The following is a 26,148-nucleotide window of genomic DNA, read 5'->3' as shown; positions in this document are numbered from 1 at the left end:
CGAGTCGCGCAGCAGTGGAGTTGTCCACAGTTGAGTAGACGCACGGCAGCGCATGGGCGTTCCATCCACAGGCCACCGACTTGGTGTGTCGGCCGGTCGGTCTCGGGGATACGTTGGCCGCATGCGTGATTCGCTGCTTCGGCTGACGGTGTGCGCACCCGGTTCGGGCGCGCCCGCAGTCGATGTCACGGTGCCGGCCGACTGCCCGGTCGGAACCCTGCTCCCCGATCTCGTCGACATCGTCATCGGGCCGGCGTCGGCGGAGGTGCGGCGGCGGTGGTACCTGAGTCGGCTGACCGGCGGCCGGCTGGACAACTCGAACGGCTTGCGGGACAACGGTGTCGCCGACGGTGACATCGTGATCCTCGACGTCACCGGTGTGCCCGCGCCGCGGCGCTCGTCGGTGGACGCGGCAGCCGCTGTGGCCGCCGCCGTGGCGCCGGGGACGCCGCGCCCGGAACCCTGGCGCGACGGCGCCGGGTTGGTCGTGCTGGCCGTGGTGGCCGCGGTGCTGGTGTGGCCGAACGACGCCGGCGCATCCCTGTGGTGTGCGGCGGGGTTGTCAGCGGTCGCGGCGGTCATTGTGGTGATTGACCGCCGCTGCCCCCTGCCGCACACCCTCGGGGCGGGTGCGGTCGTATGCGCTTCCGCAACAGGCTATCTCGCAGCTTCCGGGATGCCGTGGACCGTGGCGGTGACGTTCGCCGCGACGGCCGGCACCGCGATGTCGATCCTGTTGGCCCGCGCCCTGTCCTCGGTGACGCAGGTGGCGCTGGCGGCAGCGGGCGTGGTGGCGTTGGTGACGGCGGCGGTCGGCACCTCGACGTCTCTGCCGGTGGGTCGGTGTGGCGCTGTGCTGACGATCTGTGCGGTGGCGGCGCTGACGATGGCGCCGCGCGTGGTGATCGGTGCGTGCGGTTTGTCCCCGGCTCGTGTGACCGTGGATCCGGGCCGGGCGGTGTCGGCGCATCGGTTGCAGCGAGGCATCGTCGTGGGGAGCGCGGCGACCGTCGGCCTCGGGTGCGTTGGCTCGGTGGCAGACGGCTCGGTGGCCGGTGTCGCCGTGGCTGCCGTGACGGGTCTGGCGGTGTCGTTGCGCGCCCGTCATCACCGGGATTCGGTGCAGCGCCTGGCGTGTGCGGGCAGCGGTCTGGCTGCGGGTCTGGCCGCCTGGGTCGGCGCCACGGTTCTGTGGCCGGCCCAGTTGCCCTGGCTCGTGGTCGGCGCGGCCGTGGCCGGCGTGGGATCGGCCTACCACGCCCACCGCAGCGCCGAACTCAGTCCAGTGGTGCGCCAGGGCGGGCAGATACTCGAGTGTGCCGCGCTGGCAGCGTTGGTTCCGCTCGCGTTGTGGGTCACCGGCCTCTACGGCTGGGCCCGCGGCCTGGGGTTGTCGTGAGCCTCCGAACGCTGTGGCTTCTCGGGATCACTGCGGTGCTGGCCGGCGCGCCGGCAGGCGTGGCCGGTGCGATCACGCCGCCGCCGATCGACGACCGACGGTTACCGCCGGCCGGGGTGCCCGGACCGCCGCGTCCCACGGTGCGTCACGACGACTGCGTGACAGTGCCGGCAGCGACCGGCACCGCTGCGCATCCACCCTTCCGGGACCGGGATCGGGTGTGGGCGTTGACCCGTGGAGCCGGTCAGACCGTCGCGGTGATCGACACCGGAGTGGCCCGGCACCGCCGCCTGCCACACCTGATCCCAGGTGGGGACTATGTCTGGCAGCAGGACGGTACCGCCGACTGCGACGGTCACGGTACGGCGGTCGCCGGGATCATCGCTGCCAGCGCCGAACCCGACTTCGCCGGAATAGCCCCGGACGCCTCCATACTGGCAATCCGCCAGTCCAGCAACAGGTTCCGCGCTGTCGACGATCCGGGACAGTCGGGTTTCGGTGATGTCGACACCCTGGCTGCCGCCGTCCGGACCGCTGCCGATCTCGGAGCGGGGGTCATCAACATCTCGTCGGTCGCGTGTCTGCCGGTCGACGCGGATCTCGACGACCGCGCGCTCGGGGCTGCCCTCGCCTACGCCGTGGATGTCAAGAACGTCGTGGTGGTCAGCGCCGCCGGCAATGTCGGAGGTCCCGGCCAGTGCCCGGAGCAGAACCCGCGCGAGGCCGCCGCAGCCGACGAGGTGGCCGTGGTGGTCAGCCCCGCCTGGTACGACGACCACGTCCTGACCGTGGGTTCGGTCGGCGTGGACGGTGTCGCATCGCCGTTCAGCCTGCCGGGGCCCTGGGTGGATGTGGCCGCACCCGGTGAGGCGGTCACGTCGCTGGCCGCGGCGACCGACGGACTCGTCGACACCTCCGTGACCGGTGATCCGCTGTCGGGCACCAGCTACGCGGCACCCGTGGTCAGTGCGGTCGCGGCGCTCATCCGTTCCCGGTTTCCCGAGCTGACCGCCCGCCAGGTGATGTCGCGCATCGAAGAGACCGCGCAGCATCCGGCGGGCGGCTGGGACCCGACGGTGGGTCACGGGGTGGTGGACGTGCTCGCCGCGGTGTCCGGCCCGGCCGCGGTCGGCGAGCCCCCGCGTGCCGCACCCGTGACGACGGTGGCGCAACCGGACCCGACAGACGGGAGCCCGGCTGCGGTGTCGCCGGGACGGGCCGCGGTGATCTGCCTCGGTCTCGTCGGTGGCGTCGCGGTGGTGGTCGCGGCGTCCGGACGACTACGCGGGGCCGTCGCGCGGGACTGACGCCGCGCTGCGACTGAGCTCGGGCCCCCGCGGCAGCGCCGACAGGATCGGCCACGGAGCCGGCACGGCGGCATCGGTCAGGCCCAGCCGGGTCGCGGCGTCGTCGTCGGCGACACCGAACACCACGCCGGAGTCGTCGACGAGGAACTGCGGGCCGGAGCCGCTCCCGATGCCGGTGACTCCCACGCTGCGCACCCAGACGCTGCGTCCCGCCGGGACCGCCACGGCGTCCACGGCAGGACCGTCGTCGTCGGCCTGCACCAGCGGTATCGGCGGAGTGGACGAGGGCAGCGCGTCGCCGTGCAGCACCGCGGGTGGACCGTCGGTCTGCCACCGGACACAGAGCGCCCGAGTCTGCGCGACGCCCGCCTCGTCGGGATGGGTGTGCACCGGCAGTGTGGTCCGCACCGGGGTCCGGCCGACGGCGTCGGGGGTCAGCGCCGGGATCCGGTGGTCGGTGTGCGCGCCGCTGTAGCGGATCAGGTCGGCGGTGACCGAGCCGATACGCTGCACACCGTCGGCCAGCACCACATAGTGGTCTGGACCGTCGGCACCGGGTACCGCCACCACGGTTCCCACGGTGAGATCGCCGAGTGCGGGCGGTCCCGGCGTGCCGGCGGCCGGGATCGATGGCGGTGTGATGGCCGGCGCCTCGGGGAGCGCGGCCAGCAGGGTCGGAGAGACCTCGCGCGGGGTGACCCCGTCGAGTTTCAGGGCGCGTACTACCGCAGGCAGGCGCAGGTCCACCCGGGAGCGCTGCCCACCGTGGAGCAGATAGGTGGCGGTGGCGTCTCCGCGGACGGCGACCAAAGCACCGCCGCGCGTTGCGAACTCGCGGTCGCTGAGGGCGCCCACCAGCACGGTGGTGACACCGCGCTGGTCGTCGCATACCGTCCAGTGCGCCTCGGCCGGCGGCAGCGGCCTCCCGAGATGTGTGGGCGCCGAGGGTATTCCGAGTGCCGGCCCCCGTTCGGCACGGTCGACGGCCTGGCGGGACACCTTCACGGGATCGTCGGTGGATCCGGTCACCAGACGGGCCGAGGCGAGGTTGGGCACCGGATGCAGGATCGCGTCCACCGACACGTAGAGCGACGCGGTTTCGGGTACCACGATGATCGGCGCACCGTCGACCGCCGGAGCGGGCCGCAGCACGCTCATCGCCACGCACACCGCGACCACCAGGGCCGCGGCGACGATGCCGCCGGAGAGCGAAAGTCCCTGCGCGCGAAGCGGATCATCGAGCATGCGCGTGTCGGCGCGCACCAGTGCGTGGCGCATGCGTCGCGCCAAGAATCGGTGCCCGCTGACCTGCAGGCGAGTGATCTGCCCGGCCATCACCACCCCTGCCCCAGCCTAAGGGCGCAGCGTGGCAGCCGGTTTCACTTCTTTGCGCGGCGCTCCCGGTAGGCCGCGACATGCTGGCGGTTGCCGCAGTTGCCGGTGTCGCAGAACTTGCCCGAGCGGTTACGGGACAGATCCACGAGCACAGCGGTACAGTCCGGCGCCGCGCACACCTTGAGCCGGCGCAGTTCCCCCGCCCGGATCACGTCGGCCAGCGCCATCGCCATCTCCGCGCCCATCCGCTGCCACAGCGGGTCGTGCACCGAGGCCAGGTGCAGGTGCCACTCGGGCATCTCCGGATGGCGGGTGAGCCACGGTGCGGCACGGGTGTCGGAGAGCAGCGCGTTGACCTGTTCGACCACTCGCACCTCGTCGTCGGCGACGTCCCAGATCCGCCCCAATCGTTCGCGCAGTTGACGCACCGCGCGCAGTTCCGCGTCGTCGTGGTCGCGCCGTCCGGTCCAGCCGTGCCGGTCCAGGTAGGTGTCGAGCGCGGGCTGATCGACGAGTTCCTCACCGTCGACGCGGTCGCTGTTGACCAGCTCACTGATGGCCCGCAGGGTGAGCTCGGTGTCATGACTGAAAAGCATTTGACCCCTTACTCCCCGCAGCGGTACCGTCATGAACGAAATTCATTTTACTCATGACACATTCGTGTGGAGTTCCGGAGGTCGATGGTGTCTGCGTTGGATGCGGCCGCGGCAGCGGCGCGGGCAGACAACGATCGGTTCCGGTCGGGTCTGTTGTTCGCGATCGGGTCGGCGTTCGCCTTCGGGTGTTCGGGACCGTTCGGCAAGTCCCTGATGCTCGCCGGGTGGAGTCCGACCGCCGCGGTCACGGCCCGGCTCGCGGGCGGGGCGCTTGTGATGGCGCTGTTCGCCGCCGTCGCGCATCCGGGCTGGTGGCGCGAAGCGCGGCACCACCTGCGCGTCATCGTCCTCTACGGGTTGGTGCCGATCGCGGGCGCGCAGCTGTTCTATTTCAACGCCGTGGAGCACCTGCCCGTCGGTGTGGCCCTGCTGCTCGAGTACACCGCCCCGGTCCTGGTGGTCGCGTGGCTGTGGGCCACCACCCGACAGGCGCCCACCGCGATGACGCTGGGCGGCGTCGCCCTGGCCATCACCGGGATCATGCTGGTCCTGGGGGTGGTCGGGCCGGACGGGTTCACCACCGCGCAGATCAACCTCGTCGGGGTCGCCTTCGGGCTGGCCGCTGCGGTGTGCGCGGCGTGCTACTTCCTGATGTCCGATCGGGCCGGCGCACACCGGCCCGACGAGACACCGTTGCACCCGATCACGCTGGCCACCGGCGGCCTGGCGGTCGGCGCCGCCGCTGTCGCGGCGCTGGGGCTGGTCGGCATCATGCCGCTGACCTTCACCTCGGCCGACACCGAGCTCGCGGGCCTGACCGTCTCGCCGGTGGTACCGGTCCTCGCACTGGCGGTGATCCCGACCGCCATCGCCTACACCCTGGGCATCATCGGCATCGCCCGCCTGCGCCCGCGGTTCGCGTCGCTGGTCGGGCTGTCCGAGGTGATGTTCGCGGTATTGGCCGCCTGGATGCTGCTGGGCGAGGCGATCGCTCCGCTGCAGGCCCTCGGCGGCGCGATCGTGCTGATCGGCCTGGGGCTGGCCCGCTACGGCGACCGCGTCCCTACTCCGGCAACCACACTCAATTAGTGCGGCTAGATACGTTACGGTGTCTTGTGCTCTCCGATCGACTGAGCCGCCGGGTTGCGACGGCGGCAGCTGCAGTAGCGGTACCCGTGGCCGCCGCCCTCGTCATGCCGGTGCCGGCCGCGTCGGCCCAACCGTGCCCCGACGTGGAAGTGGTCTTTGCTCGCGGCACCAGCGAACCGCCCGGTCCCGGCCGCGTCGGGCACGCCCTGGCCGACGCGCTGCGCAACCGTCTCGGCGGTCGCACCGTCGGGATCTACGGGGTGAACTACCCGGCCAGCTACGACTTCCTCAACACCGCCAGCGGCGCGATCGACGCCACCGCACGCATCTCGTCGATGGCCGCGCAGTGCCCGAACACGAGCATCGTGCTGGGCGGTTATTCGCAGGGCGCCGCGGTCGTCGACATGCTCGCCGGGGTGCCGCCGCTGGGTAACCGCATCGGCAACATCGGGTCGGCTCCGCCGCTGCCGGGTGGGCTCAACGGCAACGTCGCGGCGGTCGCGGTGTTCGGCAACCCCGCAGCGAAATTCGGCAACCCCGTCTCTTCGACCGGCGCCTTCGCCGGTAAGGCGATCGACGTGTGCGCCGACGGCGATCCGATTTGCTCGGGCGGCCGAAATCCGTTCGCGCACACGAACTACGAAGGCCCGGTGTTCATCGACCCGGCCGCCGGTTTCGTCGCCGGCCGGGTCTGAGTTCTTGGCGGACAGGATGATTGGAAATGCAGGACGTTGAAACTGTTCGGCGCGGGTCCTCTGCGATCGCTATGATCGACGGGGTGACTCACAGCCCCAAGGATCGCCTGCGTCTGCGCCGAACCAGTCGTGCGCTCTCGGCGATGGTCGCCGCGGTACTGGCCACCCTCGCCCTGTTCGGTCCGACCCCGGTCGCCGCCGCCCAGGCGTGCCCGGAAGCGGAACTCATCTTCGCTCGCGGGCGCGTCGAGTCCCCCGGCGCGGGACAGATCGGCAACGCGCTGATCTCGGCCCTGCGGCAGAAGACCGGTAAGAACATCGCGCTGTATGCCGTGAAGTACCCGGCCGACACCGAGATCGACGTCGGCGCCAACGACATGAGCGCCCGCATCCAGCACATGGCGGCCACGTGCCCCGACACCCGCCTGGTGCTCGGCGGCTATTCACTGGGCGCCGCGGTCACCGACGTCGTGCTGGCGGTTCCGATCGCGGCGTTCGGCTTCAAGAACCCGTTGCCGGCCGGTGTCGATCGGCACATCGCCGCGGTGGCGTTGTTCGGCAACGGCATCGCGTGGGTGGGTCCGATCTCGAACTTCAACCCGCTCTACGCGGAGCGCACCATCGAGCTCTGCCACGGGGACGATCCGATCTGCAACCCGACCGATCCCAACAACTGGCAGGACTACTGGCCCGACCATCTGGCGCCGGCTTACATCCGCGCCGGAATGGTCAACCAGGCCGCGGATTTCGTCGCCGGCCGGATCTGATCAGCCGACCTCGTCTGGGCTGCGCAGGTCACGGGTGATCACGGTGCGGGCGGCCAGCTCGGCATCCGGCGGATAATCGACTCCCACCAGGGTCAGGCCGCGCGCCGGTGCCGCGGCGAAATCGCTGGAGCGCGCTGACGCGGTGAGCAGGTCACGCAACCACGCCGCGTCGCGGCGGTGTTCGCCCACCGCGAGCAGCGCACCGACCAGCGACCGCACCATGTTCCAGCAGAACGCGTCCGCGCTGACGTGCACCTCGACCTGGTCTCCCTCGCGCACGCAGTCGAGTCGCTGCAACTCGCGAATCGTGGTGGCCCCCACACGATGCCGGCAGAACGCGGCGAAATCGTGCAGCCCCACCAACTGCCGGCCGGCGGCGGCCATCGCCTCGACATCCACCTCGCGCGGCCACGGCGTCACGAAACGGGCGTCCCGCGGCCGCACTCCGTAGGGCGCGGTGGACAGCCGGTAGATGTAGTGGCGACGCAGCGCCGAGAACCGGGCATCGAATCCCGGTGCGGCGCGGACGATGTCGAGAACCCGGACATCCTGGGTCAACATGCGCCCCAAACGGCGCACCAACGGCGCGAACTCGGCGTCGCCGGGCCGCGCCGATCGCGGATACGCGCGGGCGAGTGACTGTTCGGGCACGTCGATGTGCGCGACCTGCGCGTCGGCGTGCACCCCGGAATCGGTACGCCCGGCCGCGCGGGTGACGATCGGCGTGCCGAACACCGTCGTCAGCGCGTCATCCAGGGCTCCGGCTACCGTTCGTTGGCCGGCCTGGGTCGCCCAACCCGCGAAATCCGTGCCGTCGTAGGCGATGTCGAGGCGCAAACGAACAAGCCCGCCACCGGTTACGGTGACGGGCTCGTCCATGGGATGACTACTTGTCGTCAGTCTTCTCGTCCTCGGCAGCCGGAGTCTCCTCGACGGGTGACTCGGAAACCTCTTCGGCCGTGGGGCCTTCGGCGGCTTCCGGCTCGATCGCAGCCTGCGGGGCGGCCGCGGCGGCCGCCTTCTGCGCCGCGTCGGCACGACGCGCACGGTTGGCCTCCGACGTCACGGTCTTCTCCCGCACCAGCTCGATGACCGCCATCGGGGCGTTGTCGCCCTTGCGGTTCTCGACCTTGATGATGCGGGTGTAGCCGCCGTTGCGGTCGGCGAAGAACGGCCCGATCTCGGCGAACAGGACGTGCACGACGTCCTTGTCGCGGATCTTCTTCATCACCTCACGCCGGTTATGCAGCGTGCCCTTCTTCGCGTGGGTGATGAGCTTCTCCGCGTAGGGCCGCAGCGCCCGCGCCTTGGGCTCGGTGGTCTTGATGCGGCCGTGCTCGAACAGCGCGGTGGCCAGATTGGCCAGCAGCGCCTTCTGGTGCGACGACGATCCGCCGAGGCGAGGACCCTTGGTGGGCTTGGGCATTGCGACTATCTCCTAGATGGGGCCGACCCCCGTATCAGGTAGGGCCGGGACGGAAAAACTGGTTAGAGCTGCTCGGTCTCGGCGTAGTCCTGGTTGTCGTCCAGGTCGTAGCCGGCGTCGCTGTTCCAGGTGCCGGTGGCGGCGTCGTAACCGGCGACCTCGGACGGATCGAAGCTGGCCGGGCTGTCCTTGAGCGACAGACCCAGCTGGTGCAGCTTGATCTTCACCTCGTCGATGGACTTCTGGCCGAAGTTACGGATGTCCAGCAGATCGGACTCCGTGCGGGCGACCAGCTCGCCGACGGTGTGCACACCCTCGCGCTTGAGGCAGTTGTAGGACCGCACGGTGAGGTCCAGGTCGTCGATCGGCAACGCGAACGACGCGATGTGATCGGCCTCGGCCGGCGACGGACCGATCTCGATGCCCTCGGCCTCGACGTTGAGTTCCCGTGCCAGACCGAACAATTCGACCAGGGTCTTACCGGCCGACGCCAGCGCGTCGCGCGGGCTGATGCTGTTCTTGGTCTCGACGTCGAGGATCAGCTTGTCGAAGTCGGTGCGCTGCTCGACGCGGGTGGCCTCCACCTTGTAGGTGACCTTGAGCACCGGCGAGTAGATCGAATCGACGGGGATACGGCCGATCTCGGCTCCGGAGGCCTTGTTCTGCACGGCCGGCACGTAACCGCGGCCCCGCTCGACGACGAGCTCGACCTCGAGCTTGCCCTTGTCGTTGAGGGTGGCGATGTGCATGTCCGGGTTGTGCACCGTGACACCGGCCGGCGGGACGATGTCACCCGCGGTGACCTCACCGGGCCCCTGCTTGCGCAGGTACATCGTGACCGGCTCGTCCTCCTCGGAGGACACGACGAGCGCCTTGAGGTTCAGGATGATGTCGGTGACGTCTTCCTTGACCCCCGGGACGGTGGTGAACTCGTGCAGCACACCGTCGATGCGGATGCTGGTGACGGCCGCGCCGGGGATCGACGACAGCAGCGTGCGACGCAGCGAATTACCGAGGGTGTAACCGAAACCCGGCTCCAGCGGTTCGATGACGAACTGCGACCGGTTCTCGGCGATGACCTCTTCGCTCAGGGTGGGGCGCTGAGAAATCAGCATGGTGTTTCTTTCCTTTCGACGTCCGCCATATGACGTCTTTCGGGGGGGTGCTCGGGGGGCGGAGCCCCCCGAGGGTTTACTTCGAGTAGAGCTCGACGATGAGCTGCTCGGTGAGCGGCACGTCGATCTGCGCGCGCTCGGGCAGCTGGTGCACCAGGATCCGCTGGCGCTCCCCGACGACCTGCAGCCACGACGGAATCGGGCGGTCACCGGCAGTCTGCCGGGAGAGCTCGAACGGCAGCGTGTTGAGCGACTTCTCCTTGATATCGATGATGTCGTACTGCGACACCCGATAGCTGGGGACGTCGACCTTCACGCCGTTGACGGTGAAGTGGCCGTGGCTGACGAGCTGGCGGGCCATGCGGCGGGTGCGGGCCAGACCTGCGCGGTAGACCACGTTGTCCAGCCGGCTCTCGAGGATGCGCAGCAGGTTGTCACCGGTCTTGCCGGGCTGCCGGTTGGCCTCTTCGTAGTAGCGACGGAACTGCTTCTCCATGACGCCATAGGTGAAGCGGGCCTTCTGCTTCTCCTGGAGCTGCAGACGGTATTCGCTCTCCTTGATCCGCGCGCGGCCGTGCTGGCCGGGCGGGTAGGGGCGCTTCTCGAACGACTGATCACCACCGACGAGGTCGACGCCCAGACGGCGCGACTTGCGGGTGACGGGTCCGGTGTAACGAGCCATGTTTCCAAATCCTCCCTAGACCCGGCGCCGCTTCGGCGGACGGCAACCGTTGTGCGGCTGCGGCGTGACGTCGGCGATCGCGCCGACCTCGAGGCCGGCGGCCTGCAACGAGCGGATGGCGGTCTCGCGGCCCGAACCCGGGCCCTTGACGAAGACGTCGACCTTCTTCACGCCGTGCTCCTGCGCCTTGCGGGCGGCGTTCTCGGCGGCCAGCTGCGCGGCGAACGGGGTGGACTTACGCGACCCCTTGAAGCCGACATGTCCCGACGACGCCCAGGCGATGACATTGCCCTGCGGGTCGGTGATCGACACGATGGTGTTGTTGAACGTGCTCTTGATGTGGGCGGCGCCGTGCGGGACGTTCTTCTTTTCCCGACGACGCGTCTTCTGGCCCTTCTTGGGGGCGCCCTTCTTTGCCTGTGCCATCAGGGTTTACCTGGCCTTCTTCTTGCCGGCGATGGTGCGCTTGGGGCCCTTGCGGGTACGCGCATTGGTCTTGGTCCGCTGGCCGCGCACCGGCAGACCGCGGCGGTGCCGCAGACCCTGGTAGCAGCCGATCTCGATCTTGCGGCGGATGTCGGCCTGCACCTCGCGGCGCAGATCACCTTCCACCTTGAGGTTGCCCTCGATGTAGTCGCGCAGCTGCGTGACCTGATCGTCGGTCAGATCTTTGGTGCGCTGATCCCGGCTGATGCCGGTGGCGTCCAGGATCTCCTGGGAGCGGGTACGGCCGATGCCGTAGATATAGGTCAGGGCGATCTCCATGCGCTTGTCGCGCGGCAGATCGACGCCCATGAGACGTGCCATCAGGCAGTGTTCCTTCTTCTCGTACGGAGGTGTCGTTCCCAGTCCGTTCCCGCGTCATGAGCGGGGTCCGGCCTCCGTTCCGGACGTGTATGAACGGCGTATCCGTTCACTGGCACTGGGAGGTCTGCATTCAGTTGTGTTTGCGATCCGACGTGGTCGGCCAGGTCCTTGCGGAAACCCTGACTAACCTTGTCTCTGCTTGTGGCGCGGATCGGAGCAGATCACCATGACCCGCCCATGCCGGCGGATCACCCTGCACTTGTCGCAGATGGGCTTGACGCTCGGGTTCACCTTCACGGCTCGTTCGATCCTTCTCTAGCTCTGCGGGGATGACTTACTTGTAGCGGTACACGATGCGGCCACGGGACAGGTCGTAGGGAGAGAGCTCCACCACGACGCGGTCCTCGGGGAGGATGCGGATGTAGTGCTGCCGCATCTTGCCGCTGATGTGAGCGAGGACCTTGTGTCCGTTCTCCAGCTCAATGCGAAACATCGCATTGGGCAGGGGTTCGACAACGCGACCCTCGACCTCGATGGCACCGTCTTTCTTGGCCATACTGTGTAACGATCCTTAGCTTTTCGTTTCGTATCGGCTTTGCTGGCCTCTTCAGCGCAGCCCGAGTCCGACTTGAGAACGTGGGCCGGATCCGGGGAATTCCCGAGCCGGTGAGGCGGGGAATCCTGTCAGGGCACGCAGGAAGTCGGCGCGGCAGCCGCACCGTTGATCCATGGTACTCGCCCGGCGGCCATGCCCAAAATCGTCGAACCTGCAGCTAGCCCGCGACCAGACCCGACTGCACCAACGCCGCGGTCACGAAGCGGTGCACGGGCCGGGACTGAAAGAACCCGGCGTGGCCGCCGCGGTACCACTCGATGTCGGGCCGTCCCCAGTGTTCCCACAGCCGGACGACCTGCTCGCGCGGGTGCACGACCTGGTCGGCCATACCGGCGTAGATGAACCGCCCCTCGGGCGGCACCCGCGGGGTCATCGACAGCGGGGAGATCATCCGCGACAGCGGCGCGGCCAGCTCGAGCGTGGCCCAGCGCGGGTCGTCCTGCGACAGACCGGAGTGCCGGCCCAGCAGGTCGATCAGGTCGGCCACCGGCACCCCGAGGACCGCGCAGGTCAGATCCCGGTCGAGGCTGGCCACCAGCGCGGCGATGAATCCACCCAGCGACAGTCCGTACACCCCGATCTGGGCCCCGGGCTGCTCGGCGCGGATCCACGACAGCAGGCCGCGGACGTCCCACACCGACTGCGCGGTGGCGTGGATGTCGTCGAGGACGTCCTCGCCGGGGAACACGGCCGCCTTCGGCAGTTCGCGTGACCGCGGGCCGTGCATCGGCAGCACCGGCAGCACGACGTTGAGCCCCAGTTCCTCGTGCAGGTACCAGGCCCGGAAGATCGCCAGGTCGATGCCGGCGTGGCCCATCTCGGTGCCATGGATGCACACCAGCCACGGACGGGGCTCGGCATGCCGCAGCATCAGCCCGTAGCCACGCTGGTTGGACTGGTAGCCCAGCCACCGGTCCCCACCCGGCTCCCCGGGCAGCGGACGGTAGCTGCTCTCCCAGCGCAGACGCGAATAGGAGCGATTGCGCCGCCGGATCGGGACGACCTCGACATCGGTCAGCGGGTCCGGCTCGGCAAAGAACTTCTCCGGATCGTCGAGGAAACCGCGCTCGCCGTAGAACTCGAGTGCGGCGACGACCTCCTCGTGGATCCGCGCGAACGCCGTGGGGTCGCTGAGGGGCCGTCGCGCCCGCAGACCGAGCAGGACGACCTCGTCGCGCAACGCTTCCGCGGCCAACGCCACGGTCGGCCGGGCGATCGGCATGTCCTGTTCGCGGCGGCCGAGATAGTCGCGCCAGGATCGGGCGTAGTAGTTGCCGGTTCGGGTCAGCGGTCGCACGGCGCTGCGCAACGGCGCTGCCCCTGGCAACCGTTCGACAACGGACCGGCGGGCTTGCCGGTCGGCGCCGGATTCGTTGAGAACCATACTCTCCAGGCTAGCCCGTCTAACTAGCTGCGACAGGGCCGTTGGTCACCAATCGGCCGGGGTGATCGGGTTTCGCAGACGGGTCCGGCGATACTGCGTAGGACGGCACGAGCATAGGAGTCCCGATGGCCCCGGCCGAGATCACGAACGTAGTCGTCGGCGTCGACGGCTCTCCCGAATCCCGGCCGCCCCTGCAGTGGGCGGCGCGGGAGGCACGGTTGCGCGGCACCGGGCTGACCGTCATCCACGCGGCCATGCCACCGGTCGGCGCCTGGCCGGTGGGCGCGGCCCCGGTCGGACTGATGGAGTGGCAGCGGCAGATGGGCGAGGAACTTCTCGCCGACGCGACGCAGGCCGCGCGCGCCCTGACCGCCGAGGCCGTGCCGGTGACCGCCGAGTTCGCCGTGACCAACCCCACCGGTGCATTGGTGGAGGCGTCCCGTACCGCGGCGCTGGTGGTGGTCGGCTCCCGCGGACGCGGACGTCTGGCCCGCACGATCCTCGGCAGCACCAGTACCGGCCTGGTCCACGGTGCGCACTGCCCCGTGGTCGTGGTGCCGGCCGAGCCGTCGGTGGTCGCCGACGACGCGCCGGTCCTGTTGGGTTTCGACGGGTCGCCGGCCGGTGAGCCCGCCGTCGACGCCGCGTTCGACGCCGCGACGCGCCGAGGGGTACCGCTGGTGGCACTGCACGCCTGGTGGTCGCCGGGCTCGTTCGACATGCCTGGCTTCGACTGGGAGGAACTGCGCCCCGGCGTCGAACAGGAGGCTGTCCAGCGGCTCGCCCCGTGGCGGCGCCGGTTCCCCGACGTCACCGTCGAGACGGTCGTCGTCGCCGATCAGCCCGCGCGCCACCTCGTCGAGCGGGCGGAATCGGCGCAGTTGGTCGTCGTGGGTAGCCGGGGCCACGGTGCAGTGGCCGGCGCGCTACTGGGTTCGGTCAGCAGTGCGGTCGTGCAGGCCGCTGCGGCACCGGTGATGGTGGTGCGGGAGAACTAACCGGAGCCGCGCACCACGATGACCGGGGCGCATGCCCCTTGGGCGACGGCGTTGCTGACGGATCCGAGCAGCAGCCCGGTGAAACCGCCTCGGCCGTGGCTCCCGACGACGACCAGCTGCGCGCGCCGGGATTCCTCCACCAGCCGGTGTGCCGGGTCGTCCGGTACGACGACACGCTCCACCGCCACGTCGGGATAGCGCTCCCCCCACCCCGCGAGGCGCTGGGCGAGTTGCGCGTCGGCCTCGGCCGCCAACTCCTTGGCGGGCACATCCAGCTGGAAGTCGGGCATGTCGAGCCACGTGTGCACGGCGACCAGCCCGACGCCGCGACGGGAGGCCTGGTCGAAGGCCAGGGCGATGGCGCCCTCCGACGCCGGGGAGGCGTCGACTCCCACCACCACCGGGGCGGCGGGATTCTCGTCGGCCTCGTCGTGGATCACCGCGACCGGGCACCGGGCGTGGTGCAGCAGGGTCGTGGTGGTCGAGCCCAGCAGCAGGCGTTTCAGTTTCCCGAGACCGCGGCAGCCGACCACGATCAGATCGGCGTGTTCGGAGACCTCGACCAGCGCCTGCTTCACGCCGCCGGTCAGCGAGCGCCGCTGCACCGTCACTCGCGGGTGATCCCGCAGTTCCTCGGCGGCCAGGCCGGCGGCGTGCTCGAGGATCTCCGCCGAGCGACGGTCCAGCGCATCGAAGAAGGCCGGGGTGACGGGTACGTCCAGCCACGGACCCATCTCCTCCGCGGGTTGGACGTGGACCAGGGTCAACGGCACGTCGCGCCGGCAGGCCTCCCGGGCCGCCCACCGCACCGCGCGGCGCGCCGGTGCGGATCCGTCGACCGCGACGACGACGCCGGCGTACGTCTCCTCGCTCACGGTCCGTCTCCTGCCGGGGTGATCAGCCCGTAGTCGCCGTCGAAGCGCCGGTACAGCACGGCGGCGCGGCCCTGCGCGGCGTCGAGGAAAAACAAGAACGGGTGTCCGAGCAGCGCCAGACGTTCGACGGCGTCCTGCTCCCGCAGACACGGCAGGGGGTGCCCGCTGAGGGTGACCGGCTTCTCGTACGGGGCCAGCTCGTGGGCCAGATCCGGTGAGACCAACGCCAGCCGGTAGCCGGTCGGCTCGGCGCGGTAGACCACGGCCGCGCTGTTGGAGCCCCGTTCGGTGAACAGGTGGAAGTCGTAGTCGAGCAGTTCCATCTCGGTCACCGCTTCGTCGACGGTGCACGGGGTCATGGCATACGACTTGCGGCGCCGGATCCTCGGTTCGTCTGCTGCCGCACCGAACGACCGCGGGCCGCGTTCACCGTGCCGCCACGGCGGCGCCGCGTCCGGGCCTCTCGGCGCCTCCCGGCGTTCGGCCAGGTGGTCGAGCCGGCGGCGCAGTCGCGCTTCGAGGGTGTCCACCGCCTCCCGCGCGGTGGCCGCCTCGACCTGGGCGCGGACCGGTTGCCCGCCGGCCTCCAGGTTCGCCTGGGCCAGCACCGGTCGCTCGGCGCCCGGCTCGTGACCTCGGGTGAGCCGCACCCGCGCGTAGGTGACGGGCCGCCGGGCCACCCGGGCGAGACGACCGATCCTGGCTTGTGCGTATTCGGTGATGCCGGGGAATTCGCCGTGAGTGGTGACGTCGACATCCACCGGCCGGCCTGCCTCCACAGAATTGCTCATGATTCATTGGTAGCCCAGGCACGTCGCGCGGGGTAAGGGCCGAAGGTCCTGTATGGACAACCAGCGCATACTTGGTGCGATGACAGGACCTGCACCCCGAGCCCGCAAGCCGGTGATCTTGACGGTGGACGACGACCCCGCGGTCTCGCGCGCGGTCGCCCGGGACCTGCGCCGCCGGTACGGCGAGCAGTACCGCGTCATGCGCGCCGAATCGGGACCGGACGCGCTGCTGACCCTCAACGAACTCAAGCTGCGCGGCGAGACGGTGTCGGTGTTCGTCGCCGACTACCGGATGCCGCAGATGAGCGGGATCGAGTTCCTCGAGGCCGCGATGGACATCTTCCCGATGGCGCGCCGCGTGCTGCTGACCGCCTACGCCGATACCCACGCCGCGATCGACGCGATCAACGTCGTCGACCTCGACCACTATCTGCTCAAGCCCTGGGATCCGCCGCAGGAGAAGCTCTACCCCGTCATCGACCACCTGCTCGACGTGTGGCGCTCCAGCGGGGAGCGGGCCATCCCGCACACCAAGGTGATCGGACACCCCTGGAGTGCGCGCTCCTCGGAGGTGCGCGAATTCCTCGCGCGGAACCGCCTGTACTACACCTGGTTTCGTTCGGACGAACCCAAGGGCAGCCGGCTGCTGGAAGCGGCCGGCTGCGACGGTCTGACGTTGCCGGTGGTGGTCACCGAACAGGGCGAGACGCTCGTCGCCCCCACCGATGCGGAACTTGCTGCCACCCTTGGCCTTTCGACGACTCCCGCGGGCGACTTCTACGACCTGGTGGTCGTCGGCGGCGGCCCGGCCGGGCTGGCGGCGGCGGTGTACGGCGCCTCCGAAGGCCTCAAGACGGTGCTGATCGAACGCACCGCGACCGGCGGGCAGGCCGGGCAGAGCTCACGCATCGAGAACTACCTCGGGTTCCCCGACGGACTGTCCGGCGCGCAGCTCGCCGACCGTGCCCGCCGACAGGCCGAGAAGTTCGACGCCGAGCTGATCACCGCCGCGTCGGTCACCCGGCTCGAGGTCGACGGCAGCGCCCGCACGGTGCATCTCTCCGACGGGCGCACCATCGGCACCCGCGCGGTGATCCTGGCGATGGGTGTGGAATACCGGCAGCTGCCCGCCGAAGGGTGCGCGGATCTGACCGGGGCCGGGGTCTACTACGGCGCGACGGCGTCGGTGGCCGCCGACTGCGAGGACGACGAGGTCTACGTGATCGGTGGCGCGAACTCCGCCGGCCAGGCCGCGATGCACCTGTCGCGCACCGCCCGGTCGGTGACCATCGTCAGTCGCCGCCCGCTCGAGGAGTCCATGTCGCACTACCTCGTCCAGCAGATCCGGGCGACCGACAACATCGTCGAATGCCCGAACACCGTCGTGGGCGCGGTCCGGGGCAACGGCCACCTGGAACGGGTCTGTCTGGAAGACCTGCGCACCGGCGAACGACGCGAGGTGTCCTGCGGCCGCATGTTCATCTTCATCGGCGCCGAGCCGCGCACGGAGTGGCTCGACGGCGTGGTGGTCCGCGACGACCACGGGTTCATTCTGGCCGGACCCGACCTGCGTGACGTCAGCGGCTGGACCCTCGACCGTCCGCCGCACCACCTCGAGTCAAGCGTGCCGGGCGTGTTCGTCGCCGGAGACGTGCGTTCCGAGTCCGCCAAGCGCGTGGCCGCGGCCGTGGGCGAAGGATCGATGGCCGTGATGCTGGTGCACCGCTACCTGGCCGAGGCCTAGACCGAAGGAGGGATCACCATGGGCGAGAAGTGCCTTCCTGAGGAGCTGCGCACCCTGTTCCTGTTCGAGGCGCTCACCGACGAGCAACTCCAGACGTTGTGCGCCAACGGTCACATCCAGACCTTCGAGCCCGGCCCGATCGTCACCGAGGGGGACCCGGCGACATGCCTGTACGTGCTCATCGAGGGTGAGCTGGTGATGTCGAAGCGGTCGGGCGGCGTGCAGATCGAGACTGGCCGCACGTCCCAGCGAGGCGTCTACTGCGGGGCATGGTCGGCCTACATCCCGGCCGAGCGGCACCTCTACGAAGCGTCGGTGCGGGTGACCCGGCCGTCGCGGTTCTTCGTCCTCGACGCGACGGCGTTCGCGACCTTCATGCGCACCGAGTTCCCGATGGCGGTGCACCTGCTCGAGGGCCACATGATCGGCGGTCAACGACAGCGCCAGCTGCTCGGGCAGCGCGAGAAGCTGCTGGCGCTGGGCCAGTTGTCGGCCGGCCTGACCCACCAACTCAACAATCCGGCCGGGGCGACCGCGCGCGCCGTCGCCGACTTACGCGAGAGCGTGGGCAAGATGCGCCACAAACTCGCGATGCTCGCCGACGGCCAGTTCACGCCGGCAGCCTTGAAGGTGCTGGTACGCGTCCAGGACGACGTGGCCGAGCACGTGGCCAAGTCGCGCTCGCAGCAGCTGACCGCGATGGAGACCTCCGACCGGGAAGACCAGATCGGCGACTGGCTGGAGTCCCACGGCATCGACGCCGCATGGGATTACGCGCCGACGTTCGTCGAGGCCGGCTTGGATGTCGACTGGCTGGAACGGGTGGAGGCCTCGATCGCCGATGTGGATTGTTCGGCGACGCTGCCCGGCGCGATCGGCTGGCTGAAATACACCATCGACAACGAACTGCTGATGAACCAGATCGCCGAAGCGAGCAAGCGCATCTCGGCGCTGCTGGCCGGCGCCAAGCAGTACTCGCAGATGGATCGGGCGCCCTACCAGCCGGCCGATGTGCACGAGCTGCTGCACAGCACCCTGATGATGTTCGGCGGCAAGATCGGCAAGGACAGCCCGATCAAGCTGGTCAAGGACTACGACAGCTCGCTTCCCGAACTGCTGTGCTATCCCGGTGACCTCAACCAGGTGTGGACCAACCTGGTGGACAACGCAATCCAGGCGATGGGCGGAGAGGGCACACTGACCGTGCGCACCATGCGCTCGACCGACCAGGGGGTGCGCGTCGAGATCTGTGACGACGGCCCCGGCATCCCCGCCGACATCATCGACCGCATCTTCACGCCGTTCTTCACGACGAAGCCGTTCGGCGAGGGCACCGGCCTCGGCCTGGACCTGGCGTGGCGCATCGTCGTCGAGAAGCACCAGGGCAACCTGTCGGTCGAGTCGAAGCCCGGCGACACCCGGTTCATCGTGTGGCTGCCGCTGGAGGCACCGGGCCCGGTGAGCGTCGAATGACCAGCATGTTGAACCTGGGCACGTTCGGATCCTTCGGCCACCACGTCACTGCGCGTCGCGACCGGCATGAACCTGACGAACTACGTCAACAACTGGAAACGTCTCGGATTCGACGATCAAGACGTCGCAAAACCGGGTAGTGACCGGTTGGTGGACGCCGTCGTGGCGTACGGCACGCCCGAGCAGATCGCGGCGCGGTTGACCGAACATCTCGATGCCGGCGCCGACCACGTGCCCGTCCAGGTGCTCTGCGCACCTGACAAGCTGGTGCCGACGCTCGCCGAACTGGTCGGGCCGCTGGGACTGACGAGCTCGACCACTGGTTGATCAGGACTGAAGGGACATCGATGACCGACAGCGAAGGCGTATCGCTGAAACCCGGGCTGGGACGTTTCGGGGTGTGGACTGCCGGCCCCGTCACCCCGGAGCAGGCCACCGAGATCGAGAAGCTGGGTTACGGCACGGTCTGGGTCGGCGGGTCGCCCGCGGCGGACCTGTCGTTCGTCGAACCGATTCTCGAGGCCACCGACAACCTGCAGGTCGCGACCGGCATCGTCAACATCTGGACCGCCGACGCGCGCGAGGTGGCCGAGTCCTACCACCGCATCGAAAAGGCCTTCCCGGGCCGCTTCGTCCTCGGCGTCGGCGTCGGCCACCCCGAGCACACCGAGCAGTACGCGACCCCGTACAAGGCGCTGGGCGACTACCTGGACATCCTCGACTCCGCCAAGGTCCCGACCAGTAGGCGGGTGATCGCCGCACTCGGCCCGAAGGTCCTGCAGATGGCCGCGCAGCGCAGCGCGGGCGCACACCCGTACCTGACCACCCCGGTGCACACGGGGCAGGCGCGCGAGCTGGTAGGCCCGACCGTGCTGTTGGCGCCCGAGCACAAGGTCGTGCTGACCACCGACAGTGAGAAGGCCCGCGAGATCGGCAGGGGCGCCGTCGACTTCTATCTGGACCTGTCGAACTACCGCAACAACTGGAAGCGCCTCGGCTTCACCGACGAGGATCTCGAACATCCCGGCACCGACCGCTTCATCGACGCCGTCGTCGCCCACGGCACCCCGGATGACATCGCCGCGCGGCTGATCGAGCATCTGCAGGCCGGGGCCGACCACGTCGCCATCCAGGTGCTGGGCGGCGCCGACGAACTGCTGTCCACCCTCGAGGAGCTCGCCGGGCCGCTGGGCACCACCGGCTGACCGCCCGCGAAGTAGGGTTCCCCCATGCGATTGCTGGTTACCGGCGGCGCGGGATTCATCGGTGCGAACTTCGTACATGCGACGGTCCGCGACCGCCCCGACGTCGGCGTGACGGTGCTGGACTCGCTCACCTACGCGGGCAGTGAGGAGTCGCTGGCGCCGGTGGCCGACCGTATCCGACTGGTCCCCGGCGACGTGACCGACGCCTCGCTGGTCGAGCAGTTGGTCGGCGAGTCCGACGCCGTCGTGCACTTCGCCGCCGAGACGCACGTCGACAACGCGTTGGCCGACCCGCAGCCGTTCGTGGCCTCCAACGTCGTCGGCACCTTCACCGTGCTGGAGGCCGTGCGCCGCCACGGGGTCCGCCTGCACCACATCTCCACCGACGAGGTGTACGGCGATCTGCCGCTGGGCGAGCCGATTCGGTTCACCGAGGCGACGCCGTACAACCCGTCGAGTCCGTACTCGGCGACCAAGGCGGCGTCGGACATGCTGGTGCGCGCGTGGGTGCGCTCCTACGGCGTGGCCGCGACGATTTCGAACTGCTCCAACAACTACGGCCCCTACCAGCACGTGGAGAAGTTCATCCCGCGTCAGATCACCAACGTGCTGACCGGACGCCGGCCCAAGCTCTACGGCGCCGGCGCCAACGTGCGCGACTGGATCCACGTCGACGACCACAACAGCGCGGTGTGGCGCATCCTGACCGACGGGCAGATCGGTCGCACCTATCTGATCGGCGCCGACGGCGAACGCGACAACCTGACCGTGCTGCGCACCATCCTGCGCCTGATGGGCCGCGCTGAGGACGACTTCGAACACGTCACCGACCGCGCCGGCCATGATCTGCGCTACGCGATCGACCCGACACCGCTGCGCACCGAATTGGGTTGGACGCCGACGCACACCGACTTCGAATCCGGGCTGCGCCAGACCATCGACTGGTACCGCGCCAACGAGGCATGGTGGGCGCCGATCAAGGAGCGCGTCGAGGCGGCCTACGCGGAGCGCGGCCAGTGACCGCCCGCGAGTTGTCGGTGCCCGGGGCGTGGGAGTTGACGCCGGTGGTGCACACCGATGACCGGGGCTCGTTCCACGAGTGGTTCACCGACACCGAGTTCACCGGGATCACCCGGCATCCGCTGGACCTGCGGCAGGCCAACTGCTCGGTGTCGCGGGCCGGGGTGCTGCGCGGCGTGCACTTCGCGCAACTGCCGCCGGGGCAGGCCAAGTACGTGACCTGCACCCGCGGCGCCGTCCTGGACGTGGTCGTCGACATCCGCGTCGGCTCCCCCACATTCGGGCAGTGGGACAGCGTCCTGCTCGACGACCGCGCCCACCGCTCGATCTACCTCTCCGAGGGGCTCGGGCACGCCTTCCTCGCCCTGGAGGATCGGTCCACAGTGACCTACCTGTGCTCGGCGCCGTACAACCCCGACCGCGAACACACCGTCAGTCCGGTCGACCCGGCACTGGCGATCGACTGGCGCTTCGACGGGGAACTGCTGCTCTCCGACCGGGACCGGGATGCGCCGACCCTCGACGAGGCGCGCACCGCGGGTCTGCTCCCCACTTGGGAAGAGACGCGGGCCTTCATCGAGCAGCTCCGTCACGAGGCCGCGTCGCCCGGGTCGTCGGCGTAGAGCAGCATCCGCTCCGGGTGATGCAGATCGTTCACCCTGGCCTGTCCGGTGTCCAGACTCGGCGGCGGAATCCATTCGGTGCGACCGTCATCGCGCTGCACGGTCGTCCAGCCGGTGTTCTCGATCATCAGGTTGTCGGACCTGCACGCCAGCGTCAGATCGTCGATGTTCGTCTGTCCGCCGCGCTTCCAGTCCTCTCGGCCGTGGTGGGCCTGGCAACGGTACCCGCATGCGTCGCATCCCGGCCGTGTGCAGCCGCGATACTTGGCGTGCAACATGATTCGCTGCGCTGCACTGGCACACCGCTTGGTCCGTCCGAGGTATAAGGCCTGCTCGGTGTGGTCGTCGAACACCGCCAGATAGTGATGGGCGTGGGCGGCCATGCGGATCAGATCACGCATCGGCAGCAGTGATCCACCACCGGTGACTGCCTGTCCCGCACCGGATTCCAGCTCGCGCAGCGTGGTCGACACGATGACCGTCACGGGTAGCCCGTTGAGCTGACCGAGTTTCCCGGAGCACAGCAGCATCCGACCCACCGCGAGCAGCGCATCGTGATTACGTTGCACCTGCGACCGCCCATCTTTGGCTGCTGTCCCATCGGCCGGATCACCGGTGACGGCGGGTGTTTCGTCGTCGGGATTGCACATGCCGGGTGCGGCGAACTTCGCGAACAGCACCTCGAACACCGCCCTGGCCTCCGGCGTGAGTTCCCCACTGATCCGGCTCATGCCGTCCGGACGCTGGGGTCCGAGGTGCACGCCGCGCTTGCGGGCCCGCTCGGCGTCGCTGAAGTCGCCGTCCGGGTGTAGATACGCGAGGAGCCGGTTCGCGGCCTTGCGGAGTCCGTCCGGTCCTTGGCGTTCGGCGATTCGGGCAAGCGTCCGCTCCGCCTCGACGCGGGTCTCGGCGTCGACCGCGTCGGGGAGGGTCGCGAAGAACTGCCGGATCACCTTGATGTGCTCGGCACCGATCCGACCGCGACGTTGGGCTTCGGCGGTGTGTTCCAAGACCGGCGCCAGCGCTTCGCCGGTCATCGCCGTCCGCGACCCCAGGTCGGCCGCGGCATCGATGCGCTGACGCGCCTCCGACGCACTGATCCGCAACCGGAACGCCATCAGCTTCGGCCACGACGTGGCGCCGAGTTGCAAGGGGTTGGCCTCGGCCGCCAACCGGTTGACGACGCGGTGCACCAGCACCGGCGCGCGCCGCGAATCCGCCTCCAGCGCGTCCATCACCTCGAGCAATTCGGTGTGACTCGACGCGGTCAGGTCCAACGCGTTCACGGCGTCCCGCGCGGCCTTCAGTGCCGCAAGAGCCGAAGCGACCGGACCATTCATATCTCGAACACTAGTTCGATTTACTGGGTGCCGGGGTGCGAAACTGCAGGTGGACGCCAGCCTGTGGAGGAATTCGGAATTGGGGATAACCGACCCGAACAAACCCTTGCGGTCGCCCGCGACGAATTACTAGGATATCCAAGTATCGACGCGGAAGAAGGCTTTGGCATGACCACACGCATCCCCCACTTCATCGACGGCAAGCGCAGCGATCTCGCGTCCACGCGCACCGCCGACGTACTGAACCCGAGCACCGGCCAGGTGCAGGCCCAGGTCCTGCTGGCCAGCGCCGCCGACGTCGGCACCGCAGTGGCCTCGGCCGTCGAAGCGCAGAAGGAGTGGGCGGCGTGGAACCCGCAGCGTCGCGCCCGCGTGATGATGCGGTTCATCGAGCTGGTCAACGCGAACGTCGACGAGCTGGCCGAGCTGCTGTCCCTCGAGCACGGCAAGACCGTCGCCGACTCCAAGGGCGACATCCAGCGCGGCATCGAGGTCATCGAGTTCTCGATCGGTATTCCCCACCTGCTCAAGGGCGAGTACACCGAGGGCGCAGGCACCGGCATCGACGTGTACTCGATGCGTCAGCCGCTCGGCGTGGTCGCCGGCATCACCCCGTTCAACTTCCCCGCGATGATCCCGCTCTGGAAGGCCGGCCCCGCCCTGGCATGCGGGAACGCGTTCATCCTCAAGCCTTCTGAGCGCGACCCCTCGGTCCCGGTCCGGCTCGCAGAACTGTTCCTCGAGGCGGGTCTGCCCGCCGGTGTCTTCCAGGTGGTGCACGGCGACAAGGAAGCCGTGGATGCGATCCTGACGCACCCCGACATCCAGGCGGTCGGCTTCGTCGGCAGCTCGGACATCGCGCAGTACATCTACGCCAACGCCGCAGCCAACGGGAAGCGCTCGCAGTGCTTCGGCGGCGCCAAGAACCACATGATCGTGATGCCCGACGCCGACCTCGACCAGGCCGTCGACGCGCTGATCGGCGCCGGATACGGCAGCGCCGGTGAGCGGTGCATGGCCATCAGCGTCGCGGTCCCGGTCGGCGAAGAGACCGCGAACCGTCTGCGCGCCCGGCTCGTGGAGCGCGTCAAGGAACTGCGCGTCGGCCACAGCCTCGACCCCAAGGCCGACTACGGCCCGCTGGTCACCGAGGCCGCACTCAATCGCGTCAAGGACTACATCGCCCAGGGTGTCGAAGCCGGCGCCGAACTGGTGGTCGACGGACGCGAGCGCGCTTCGGACGAGCTGACTTTCGATGATCAGAGCCTCGAGGGTGGCTACTTCATCGGCCCCACCCTGTTCGATCACGTCACCACCGACATGTCGATCTACACCGATGAGATCTTCGGGCCCGTGCTGTGCATCGTGCGCGCGGCCGACTACGACGAGGCGCTGCGGCTGCCCACCGAACACGAGTACGGCAACGGGGTGGCGATCTTCACCCGCGACGGGGACGCAGCGCGCGACTTCGTGGCCAAGGTCCAGGTCGGCATGGTCGGCGTCAACGTGCCGATCCCGGTGCCGGTGTCCTACCACACGTTCGGCGGCTGGAAGCGGTCCGGCTTCGGCGATCTCAACCAGCACGGCCCGCACTCGATCCTGTTCTACACCAAGACCAAGACCGTGACCCAGCGGTGGCCCTCGGGCGTCAAGGACGGCGCCGAGTTCGTCATCCCCACCATGAAGTAGCAAGCGATATGGACTATTTCGGCCTCGACGAGGACGAGCGCGTCATCGCCGAGACGGCCGCCGCGTTCGCCGAGAAGCGCCTCGCGCCGCACGCCCTGGAGTGGGACGAGACGCACCACTTCCCCACCGACGTGCTGCGCGAGGCCGCCGAACTCGGCATGGCGGCCATCTACTGTCGCGAGGACGCCGGGGGCAGCGGGCTGCGCCGCATCGACGCGGTACGCATCTTCGAGAAGCTCGCGACCGCGGATCCGACGGTGGCGGCGTTCCTGTCCATCCACAACATGTGCGCGTGGATGGTCGACAGCTTCGGCACCGAGGAACAGCGCAAGGAGTGGGTGCCGCGGCTGGCGTCGATGGACGCCATCGCCAGCTACTGTCTGACCGAGCCGGGTGCCGGATCGGACGCGAGTGCGTTGCGCACCAAAGCCGTTCGGTCGGGGGATGACTACATCCTCGACGGGGTCAAGCAGTTCATCTCCGGCGCCGGGTCCTCCGACGTCTACGTGGTGATGGCCCGCACCGGCGACGACGGACCGAAAGGTATCTCGACGTTCGTCGTCGACAAGGACACACCCGGTCTGAGCTTCGGCACCGACGAGCAGAAGATGGGCTGGAACGCCCAACCCACCAAACAGGTGATCTTCGAGGGCGCGCGGGTCCCCGCCGACGCGATGCTCGGTGGGCCCGACGGTCAGAGTGCCGGCTTCGGCATCGCGATGAAGGGGCTCAACGGCGGTCGCATCAACATCGCGGCCTGCTCACTGGGCGGTGCGCAGAGCGCCTACGAGAAGGCCGGGGCGTATCTGGCCGACCGGCACGCGTTCGGCGGTTCGCTGCTCGACGAGCCCACCATCCGGTTCACCCTGGCCGACATGGCCACCGCGCTGGAGACCTCGCGGGTGTTGTTGTGGCGCGCCGCAACCGCTCTCGACGCCGACCATCCCGACAAGGTCGAGCTGTGCGCGATGGCCAAGCGTTACGTCACCGACGCGTGCTTCGAGGTGGCCGACCAGGCGCTGCAGTTGCACGGCGGCTACGGCTATCTGCGGGAGTACGGCCTGGAGAAGATCGTCCGCGATCTGCGGGTGCATCGGATCCTGGAAGGCACCAACGAAATCATGCGCGTGGTGATCGGGCGGGCAGCCGCTGGTAAAGCCCGCGCATCCTGA

Annotated in this window: 27 protein-coding genes and 1 pseudogene; 14 read left to right on the top strand and 14 right to left on the bottom strand. The window is 69.2% G+C overall.

Annotation, left to right across the window (positions count from 1 at the left end):
* Positions 1 to 121: 121 nt before the first annotated feature.
* A complete protein-coding gene (eccD, locus tag ACAG25_RS08790; protein WP_370487963.1) occupies positions 122 to 1,399 on the top strand; it encodes a type VII secretion integral membrane protein EccD in 1,278 nt (425 codons plus the stop codon).
* A complete protein-coding gene (gene mycP, locus ACAG25_RS08785) occupies positions 1,396 to 2,706 on the top strand; it encodes a type VII secretion-associated serine protease mycosin (RefSeq protein ID WP_370487962.1) in 1,311 nt (436 codons plus the stop codon). The genes eccD and mycP overlap by 4 nt, the downstream gene beginning before the upstream one ends.
* On the opposite strand, the gene eccB is transcribed toward mycP, so the two are convergent.
* A complete protein-coding gene (eccB, locus tag ACAG25_RS08780; RefSeq protein ID WP_370487961.1) occupies positions 2,680 to 4,041 on the bottom strand; it encodes a type VII secretion protein EccB in 1,362 nt (453 codons plus the stop codon). The two genes, mycP and eccB, sit on opposite strands and share 27 nt — an antisense overlap.
* A 44-nt stretch (positions 4,042 to 4,085) precedes the next feature.
* Entirely contained in the window at positions 4,086 to 4,637 is a 552-nt protein-coding gene (locus ACAG25_RS08775) for a CGNR zinc finger domain-containing protein (RefSeq protein WP_370487960.1), read from the bottom strand.
* Positions 4,638 to 4,721: 84 nt separating this feature from the next.
* Here ACAG25_RS08775 and ACAG25_RS08770 point away from each other — a divergent pair, with 84 nt between their 5' ends.
* From ACAG25_RS08770 to ACAG25_RS08760, 3 genes are all read left to right on the top strand, one after another.
* Positions 4,722 to 5,726, top strand: coding sequence for a DMT family transporter (locus tag ACAG25_RS08770; RefSeq protein WP_370487959.1), 1,005 nt, complete (start codon positions 4,722 to 4,724; stop codon positions 5,724 to 5,726).
* Between the two features lie 26 nt (positions 5,727 to 5,752).
* Positions 5,753 to 6,421, top strand: a complete 669-nt coding sequence (locus tag ACAG25_RS08765; RefSeq protein WP_370487958.1) for a cutinase family protein — start codon at positions 5,753 to 5,755, stop codon at positions 6,419 to 6,421.
* 143 nt (positions 6,422 to 6,564) lie between these two features.
* The gene (locus ACAG25_RS08760) at positions 6,565 to 7,188 is read left to right on the top strand and encodes a cutinase family protein (protein WP_370488090.1); all 624 of its coding nucleotides are present in this window, start codon (positions 6,565 to 6,567) and stop codon (positions 7,186 to 7,188) included.
* On the opposite strand, the gene truA is transcribed toward ACAG25_RS08760, so the two are convergent.
* The 9 genes from truA to ACAG25_RS08715 all read right to left on the bottom strand — a co-directional run bounded on the left by truA (position 7,189) and on the right by ACAG25_RS08715 (position 13,218).
* Positions 7,189 to 8,067 carry a tRNA pseudouridine(38-40) synthase TruA gene (gene truA, locus ACAG25_RS08755; protein ID WP_370487957.1) on the bottom strand — a complete coding sequence of 293 codons (879 nt, stop codon included), beginning with the start codon at positions 8,065 to 8,067 and terminating at the stop codon, positions 7,189 to 7,191.
* Between the two features lie 7 nt (positions 8,068 to 8,074).
* Positions 8,075 to 8,614 (bottom strand): 50S ribosomal protein L17, encoded by a 540-nt coding sequence (gene rplQ / locus ACAG25_RS08750; RefSeq protein ID WP_370487955.1) that lies wholly within the window; start codon positions 8,612 to 8,614, stop codon positions 8,075 to 8,077.
* Between the two features lie 62 nt (positions 8,615 to 8,676).
* On the bottom strand, positions 8,677 to 9,729 hold the full coding sequence (locus ACAG25_RS08745; RefSeq protein WP_370487954.1) for a DNA-directed RNA polymerase subunit alpha: 1,053 nt from the start codon (positions 9,727 to 9,729) through the stop codon (positions 8,677 to 8,679).
* A 76-nt stretch (positions 9,730 to 9,805) separates the two neighbouring features.
* Positions 9,806 to 10,411 carry a 30S ribosomal protein S4 gene (gene rpsD / locus ACAG25_RS08740; RefSeq protein ID WP_370487953.1) on the bottom strand — a complete coding sequence of 202 codons (606 nt, stop codon included), beginning with the start codon at positions 10,409 to 10,411 and terminating at the stop codon, positions 9,806 to 9,808.
* A gap of 15 nt (positions 10,412 to 10,426) precedes the next feature.
* Positions 10,427 to 10,837, bottom strand: a complete 411-nt coding sequence (gene rpsK / locus ACAG25_RS08735; RefSeq protein ID WP_011895801.1) for a 30S ribosomal protein S11 — start codon at positions 10,835 to 10,837, stop codon at positions 10,427 to 10,429.
* 6 nt (positions 10,838 to 10,843) lie between these two features.
* The gene (gene rpsM / locus ACAG25_RS08730) at positions 10,844 to 11,218 is read right to left on the bottom strand and encodes a 30S ribosomal protein S13 (RefSeq protein WP_090588189.1); all 375 of its coding nucleotides are present in this window, start codon (positions 11,216 to 11,218) and stop codon (positions 10,844 to 10,846) included.
* Positions 11,219 to 11,401: 183 nt separating this feature from the next.
* Positions 11,402 to 11,515, bottom strand: coding sequence for a 50S ribosomal protein L36 (gene rpmJ / locus ACAG25_RS08725; protein ID WP_003879483.1), 114 nt, complete (start codon positions 11,513 to 11,515; stop codon positions 11,402 to 11,404).
* Positions 11,516 to 11,552: 37 nt separating this feature from the next.
* The gene (infA, locus tag ACAG25_RS08720; RefSeq protein WP_003418601.1) at positions 11,553 to 11,774 is read right to left on the bottom strand and encodes a translation initiation factor IF-1; all 222 of its coding nucleotides are present in this window, start codon (positions 11,772 to 11,774) and stop codon (positions 11,553 to 11,555) included.
* Between the two features lie 217 nt (positions 11,775 to 11,991).
* Entirely contained in the window at positions 11,992 to 13,218 is a 1,227-nt protein-coding gene (locus ACAG25_RS08715; protein ID WP_370487952.1) for an alpha/beta hydrolase family protein, read from the bottom strand.
* A gap of 125 nt (positions 13,219 to 13,343) precedes the next feature.
* On the opposite strand from ACAG25_RS08715, the gene ACAG25_RS08710 reads away from it, so the two are divergent.
* Complete coding sequence (locus tag ACAG25_RS08710; protein WP_370487951.1) at positions 13,344 to 14,216, top strand: universal stress protein; 873 nt, start codon at positions 13,344 to 13,346, stop codon at positions 14,214 to 14,216.
* On the opposite strand, the gene ACAG25_RS08705 is transcribed toward ACAG25_RS08710, so the two are convergent.
* Positions 14,213 to 15,091: a universal stress protein gene (locus ACAG25_RS08705; protein ID WP_370487949.1), complete on the bottom strand. Its 879-nt coding sequence runs from the start codon at positions 15,089 to 15,091 to the stop codon at positions 14,213 to 14,215. The genes ACAG25_RS08710 and ACAG25_RS08705 overlap by 4 nt on opposite strands.
* Positions 15,088 to 15,882, bottom strand: a complete 795-nt coding sequence (locus ACAG25_RS08700; protein ID WP_370487948.1) for an HPF/RaiA family ribosome-associated protein — start codon at positions 15,880 to 15,882, stop codon at positions 15,088 to 15,090. Before ACAG25_RS08700 ends, ACAG25_RS08705 begins: the two co-directional genes overlap by 4 nt.
* A 79-nt stretch (positions 15,883 to 15,961) precedes the next feature.
* Between ACAG25_RS08700 and ACAG25_RS08695 the strand changes: the two genes are divergently transcribed.
* The 6 genes and pseudogenes from ACAG25_RS08695 to ACAG25_RS08670 all read left to right on the top strand — a co-directional run bounded on the left by ACAG25_RS08695 (position 15,962) and on the right by ACAG25_RS08670 (position 21,947).
* Positions 15,962 to 17,626 (top strand): FAD-dependent oxidoreductase, encoded by a 1,665-nt coding sequence (locus ACAG25_RS08695; RefSeq protein WP_370487947.1) that lies wholly within the window; start codon positions 15,962 to 15,964, stop codon positions 17,624 to 17,626.
* Positions 17,627 to 17,644: 18 nt separating this feature from the next.
* Positions 17,645 to 19,099, top strand: coding sequence for an ATP-binding protein (locus ACAG25_RS08690; RefSeq protein ID WP_370487946.1), 1,455 nt, complete (start codon positions 17,645 to 17,647; stop codon positions 19,097 to 19,099).
* Positions 19,100 to 19,165: 66 nt separating this feature from the next.
* A pseudogene (locus ACAG25_RS08685) lies at positions 19,166 to 19,426 on the top strand (LLM class F420-dependent oxidoreductase); the annotation flags it as partial.
* A gap of 20 nt (positions 19,427 to 19,446) precedes the next feature.
* Complete coding sequence (locus ACAG25_RS08680) at positions 19,447 to 20,304, top strand: LLM class F420-dependent oxidoreductase (RefSeq protein WP_370487945.1); 858 nt, start codon at positions 19,447 to 19,449, stop codon at positions 20,302 to 20,304.
* Between the two features lie 24 nt (positions 20,305 to 20,328).
* A complete protein-coding gene (gene rfbB / locus ACAG25_RS08675; protein ID WP_370487944.1) occupies positions 20,329 to 21,324 on the top strand; it encodes a dTDP-glucose 4,6-dehydratase in 996 nt (331 codons plus the stop codon).
* Positions 21,321 to 21,947 carry a dTDP-4-dehydrorhamnose 3,5-epimerase family protein gene (locus ACAG25_RS08670; RefSeq protein ID WP_370487943.1) on the top strand — a complete coding sequence of 209 codons (627 nt, stop codon included), beginning with the start codon at positions 21,321 to 21,323 and terminating at the stop codon, positions 21,945 to 21,947. Before rfbB ends, ACAG25_RS08670 begins: the two co-directional genes overlap by 4 nt.
* Here ACAG25_RS08670 and ACAG25_RS08665 read toward each other — a convergent pair.
* A complete protein-coding gene (locus ACAG25_RS08665; protein ID WP_370487942.1) occupies positions 21,914 to 23,287 on the bottom strand; it encodes an HNH endonuclease signature motif containing protein in 1,374 nt (457 codons plus the stop codon). The genes ACAG25_RS08670 and ACAG25_RS08665 overlap by 34 nt on opposite strands.
* A gap of 168 nt (positions 23,288 to 23,455) precedes the next feature.
* On the opposite strand from ACAG25_RS08665, the gene ACAG25_RS08660 reads away from it, so the two are divergent.
* On the top strand, positions 23,456 to 24,976 hold the full coding sequence (locus tag ACAG25_RS08660) for a CoA-acylating methylmalonate-semialdehyde dehydrogenase (protein ID WP_370487941.1): 1,521 nt from the start codon (positions 23,456 to 23,458) through the stop codon (positions 24,974 to 24,976).
* Positions 24,977 to 24,984: 8 nt separating this feature from the next.
* On the top strand, positions 24,985 to 26,148 hold the full coding sequence (locus ACAG25_RS08655) for an acyl-CoA dehydrogenase family protein (protein WP_370487940.1): 1,164 nt from the start codon (positions 24,985 to 24,987) through the stop codon (positions 26,146 to 26,148).

The organism is Mycobacterium sp. pV006 (assembly GCF_041287115.1).
GTDB lineage: Bacteria > Actinomycetota > Actinomycetes > Mycobacteriales > Mycobacteriaceae > Mycobacterium.
Note: the sequence above shows the minus strand (reverse complement) of the source record. Positions and strands in the feature narration are given on the sequence as shown.

Bases quoted from the DNA above. Each gene is read 5' to 3' on its own strand.
- eccD (WP_370487963.1), top strand. From the start codon at position 122: ATGCGTGATTCGCTGCTTCGGCTGACGGTGTGCGCACCCGGTTCGGGC.
- eccB (WP_370487961.1), bottom strand. From the start codon at position 4,041: ATGGCCGGGCAGATCACTCGCCTGCAGGTCAGCGGGCACCGATTCTTG.
- ACAG25_RS08775 (WP_370487960.1), bottom strand. From the start codon at position 4,637: ATGCTTTTCAGTCATGACACCGAGCTCACCCTGCGGGCCATCAGTGAG.
- ACAG25_RS08770 (WP_370487959.1), top strand. From the start codon at position 4,722: ATGGTGTCTGCGTTGGATGCGGCCGCGGCAGCGGCGCGGGCAGACAAC.
- ACAG25_RS08760 (WP_370488090.1), top strand. From the start codon at position 6,565: ATGGTCGCCGCGGTACTGGCCACCCTCGCCCTGTTCGGTCCGACCCCG.
- truA (WP_370487957.1), bottom strand. From the start codon at position 8,067: ATGGACGAGCCCGTCACCGTAACCGGTGGCGGGCTTGTTCGTTTGCGC.
- rplQ (WP_370487955.1), bottom strand. From the start codon at position 8,614: ATGCCCAAGCCCACCAAGGGTCCTCGCCTCGGCGGATCGTCGTCGCAC.
- ACAG25_RS08745 (WP_370487954.1), bottom strand. From the start codon at position 9,729: ATGCTGATTTCTCAGCGCCCCACCCTGAGCGAAGAGGTCATCGCCGAG.
- rpsD (WP_370487953.1), bottom strand. From the start codon at position 10,411: ATGGCTCGTTACACCGGACCCGTCACCCGCAAGTCGCGCCGTCTGGGC.
- rpsK (WP_011895801.1), bottom strand. From the start codon at position 10,837: ATGGCACAGGCAAAGAAGGGCGCCCCCAAGAAGGGCCAGAAGACGCGT.
- rpsM (WP_090588189.1), bottom strand. From the start codon at position 11,218: ATGGCACGTCTCATGGGCGTCGATCTGCCGCGCGACAAGCGCATGGAG.
- infA (WP_003418601.1), bottom strand. From the start codon at position 11,774: ATGGCCAAGAAAGACGGTGCCATCGAGGTCGAGGGTCGCGTTGTCGAA.
- ACAG25_RS08715 (WP_370487952.1), bottom strand. From the start codon at position 13,218: ATGGTTCTCAACGAATCCGGCGCCGACCGGCAAGCCCGCCGGTCCGTT.
- ACAG25_RS08710 (WP_370487951.1), top strand. From the start codon at position 13,344: ATGGCCCCGGCCGAGATCACGAACGTAGTCGTCGGCGTCGACGGCTCT.
- ACAG25_RS08700 (WP_370487948.1), bottom strand. From the start codon at position 15,882: ATGAGCAATTCTGTGGAGGCAGGCCGGCCGGTGGATGTCGACGTCACC.
- ACAG25_RS08695 (WP_370487947.1), top strand. From the start codon at position 15,962: ATGACAGGACCTGCACCCCGAGCCCGCAAGCCGGTGATCTTGACGGTG.
- ACAG25_RS08690 (WP_370487946.1), top strand. From the start codon at position 17,645: ATGGGCGAGAAGTGCCTTCCTGAGGAGCTGCGCACCCTGTTCCTGTTC.
- ACAG25_RS08680 (WP_370487945.1), top strand. From the start codon at position 19,447: ATGACCGACAGCGAAGGCGTATCGCTGAAACCCGGGCTGGGACGTTTC.
- rfbB (WP_370487944.1), top strand. From the start codon at position 20,329: ATGCGATTGCTGGTTACCGGCGGCGCGGGATTCATCGGTGCGAACTTC.
- ACAG25_RS08665 (WP_370487942.1), bottom strand. From the start codon at position 23,287: ATGAATGGTCCGGTCGCTTCGGCTCTTGCGGCACTGAAGGCCGCGCGG.
- ACAG25_RS08660 (WP_370487941.1), top strand. From the start codon at position 23,456: ATGACCACACGCATCCCCCACTTCATCGACGGCAAGCGCAGCGATCTC.
- ACAG25_RS08655 (WP_370487940.1), top strand. From the start codon at position 24,985: ATGGACTATTTCGGCCTCGACGAGGACGAGCGCGTCATCGCCGAGACG.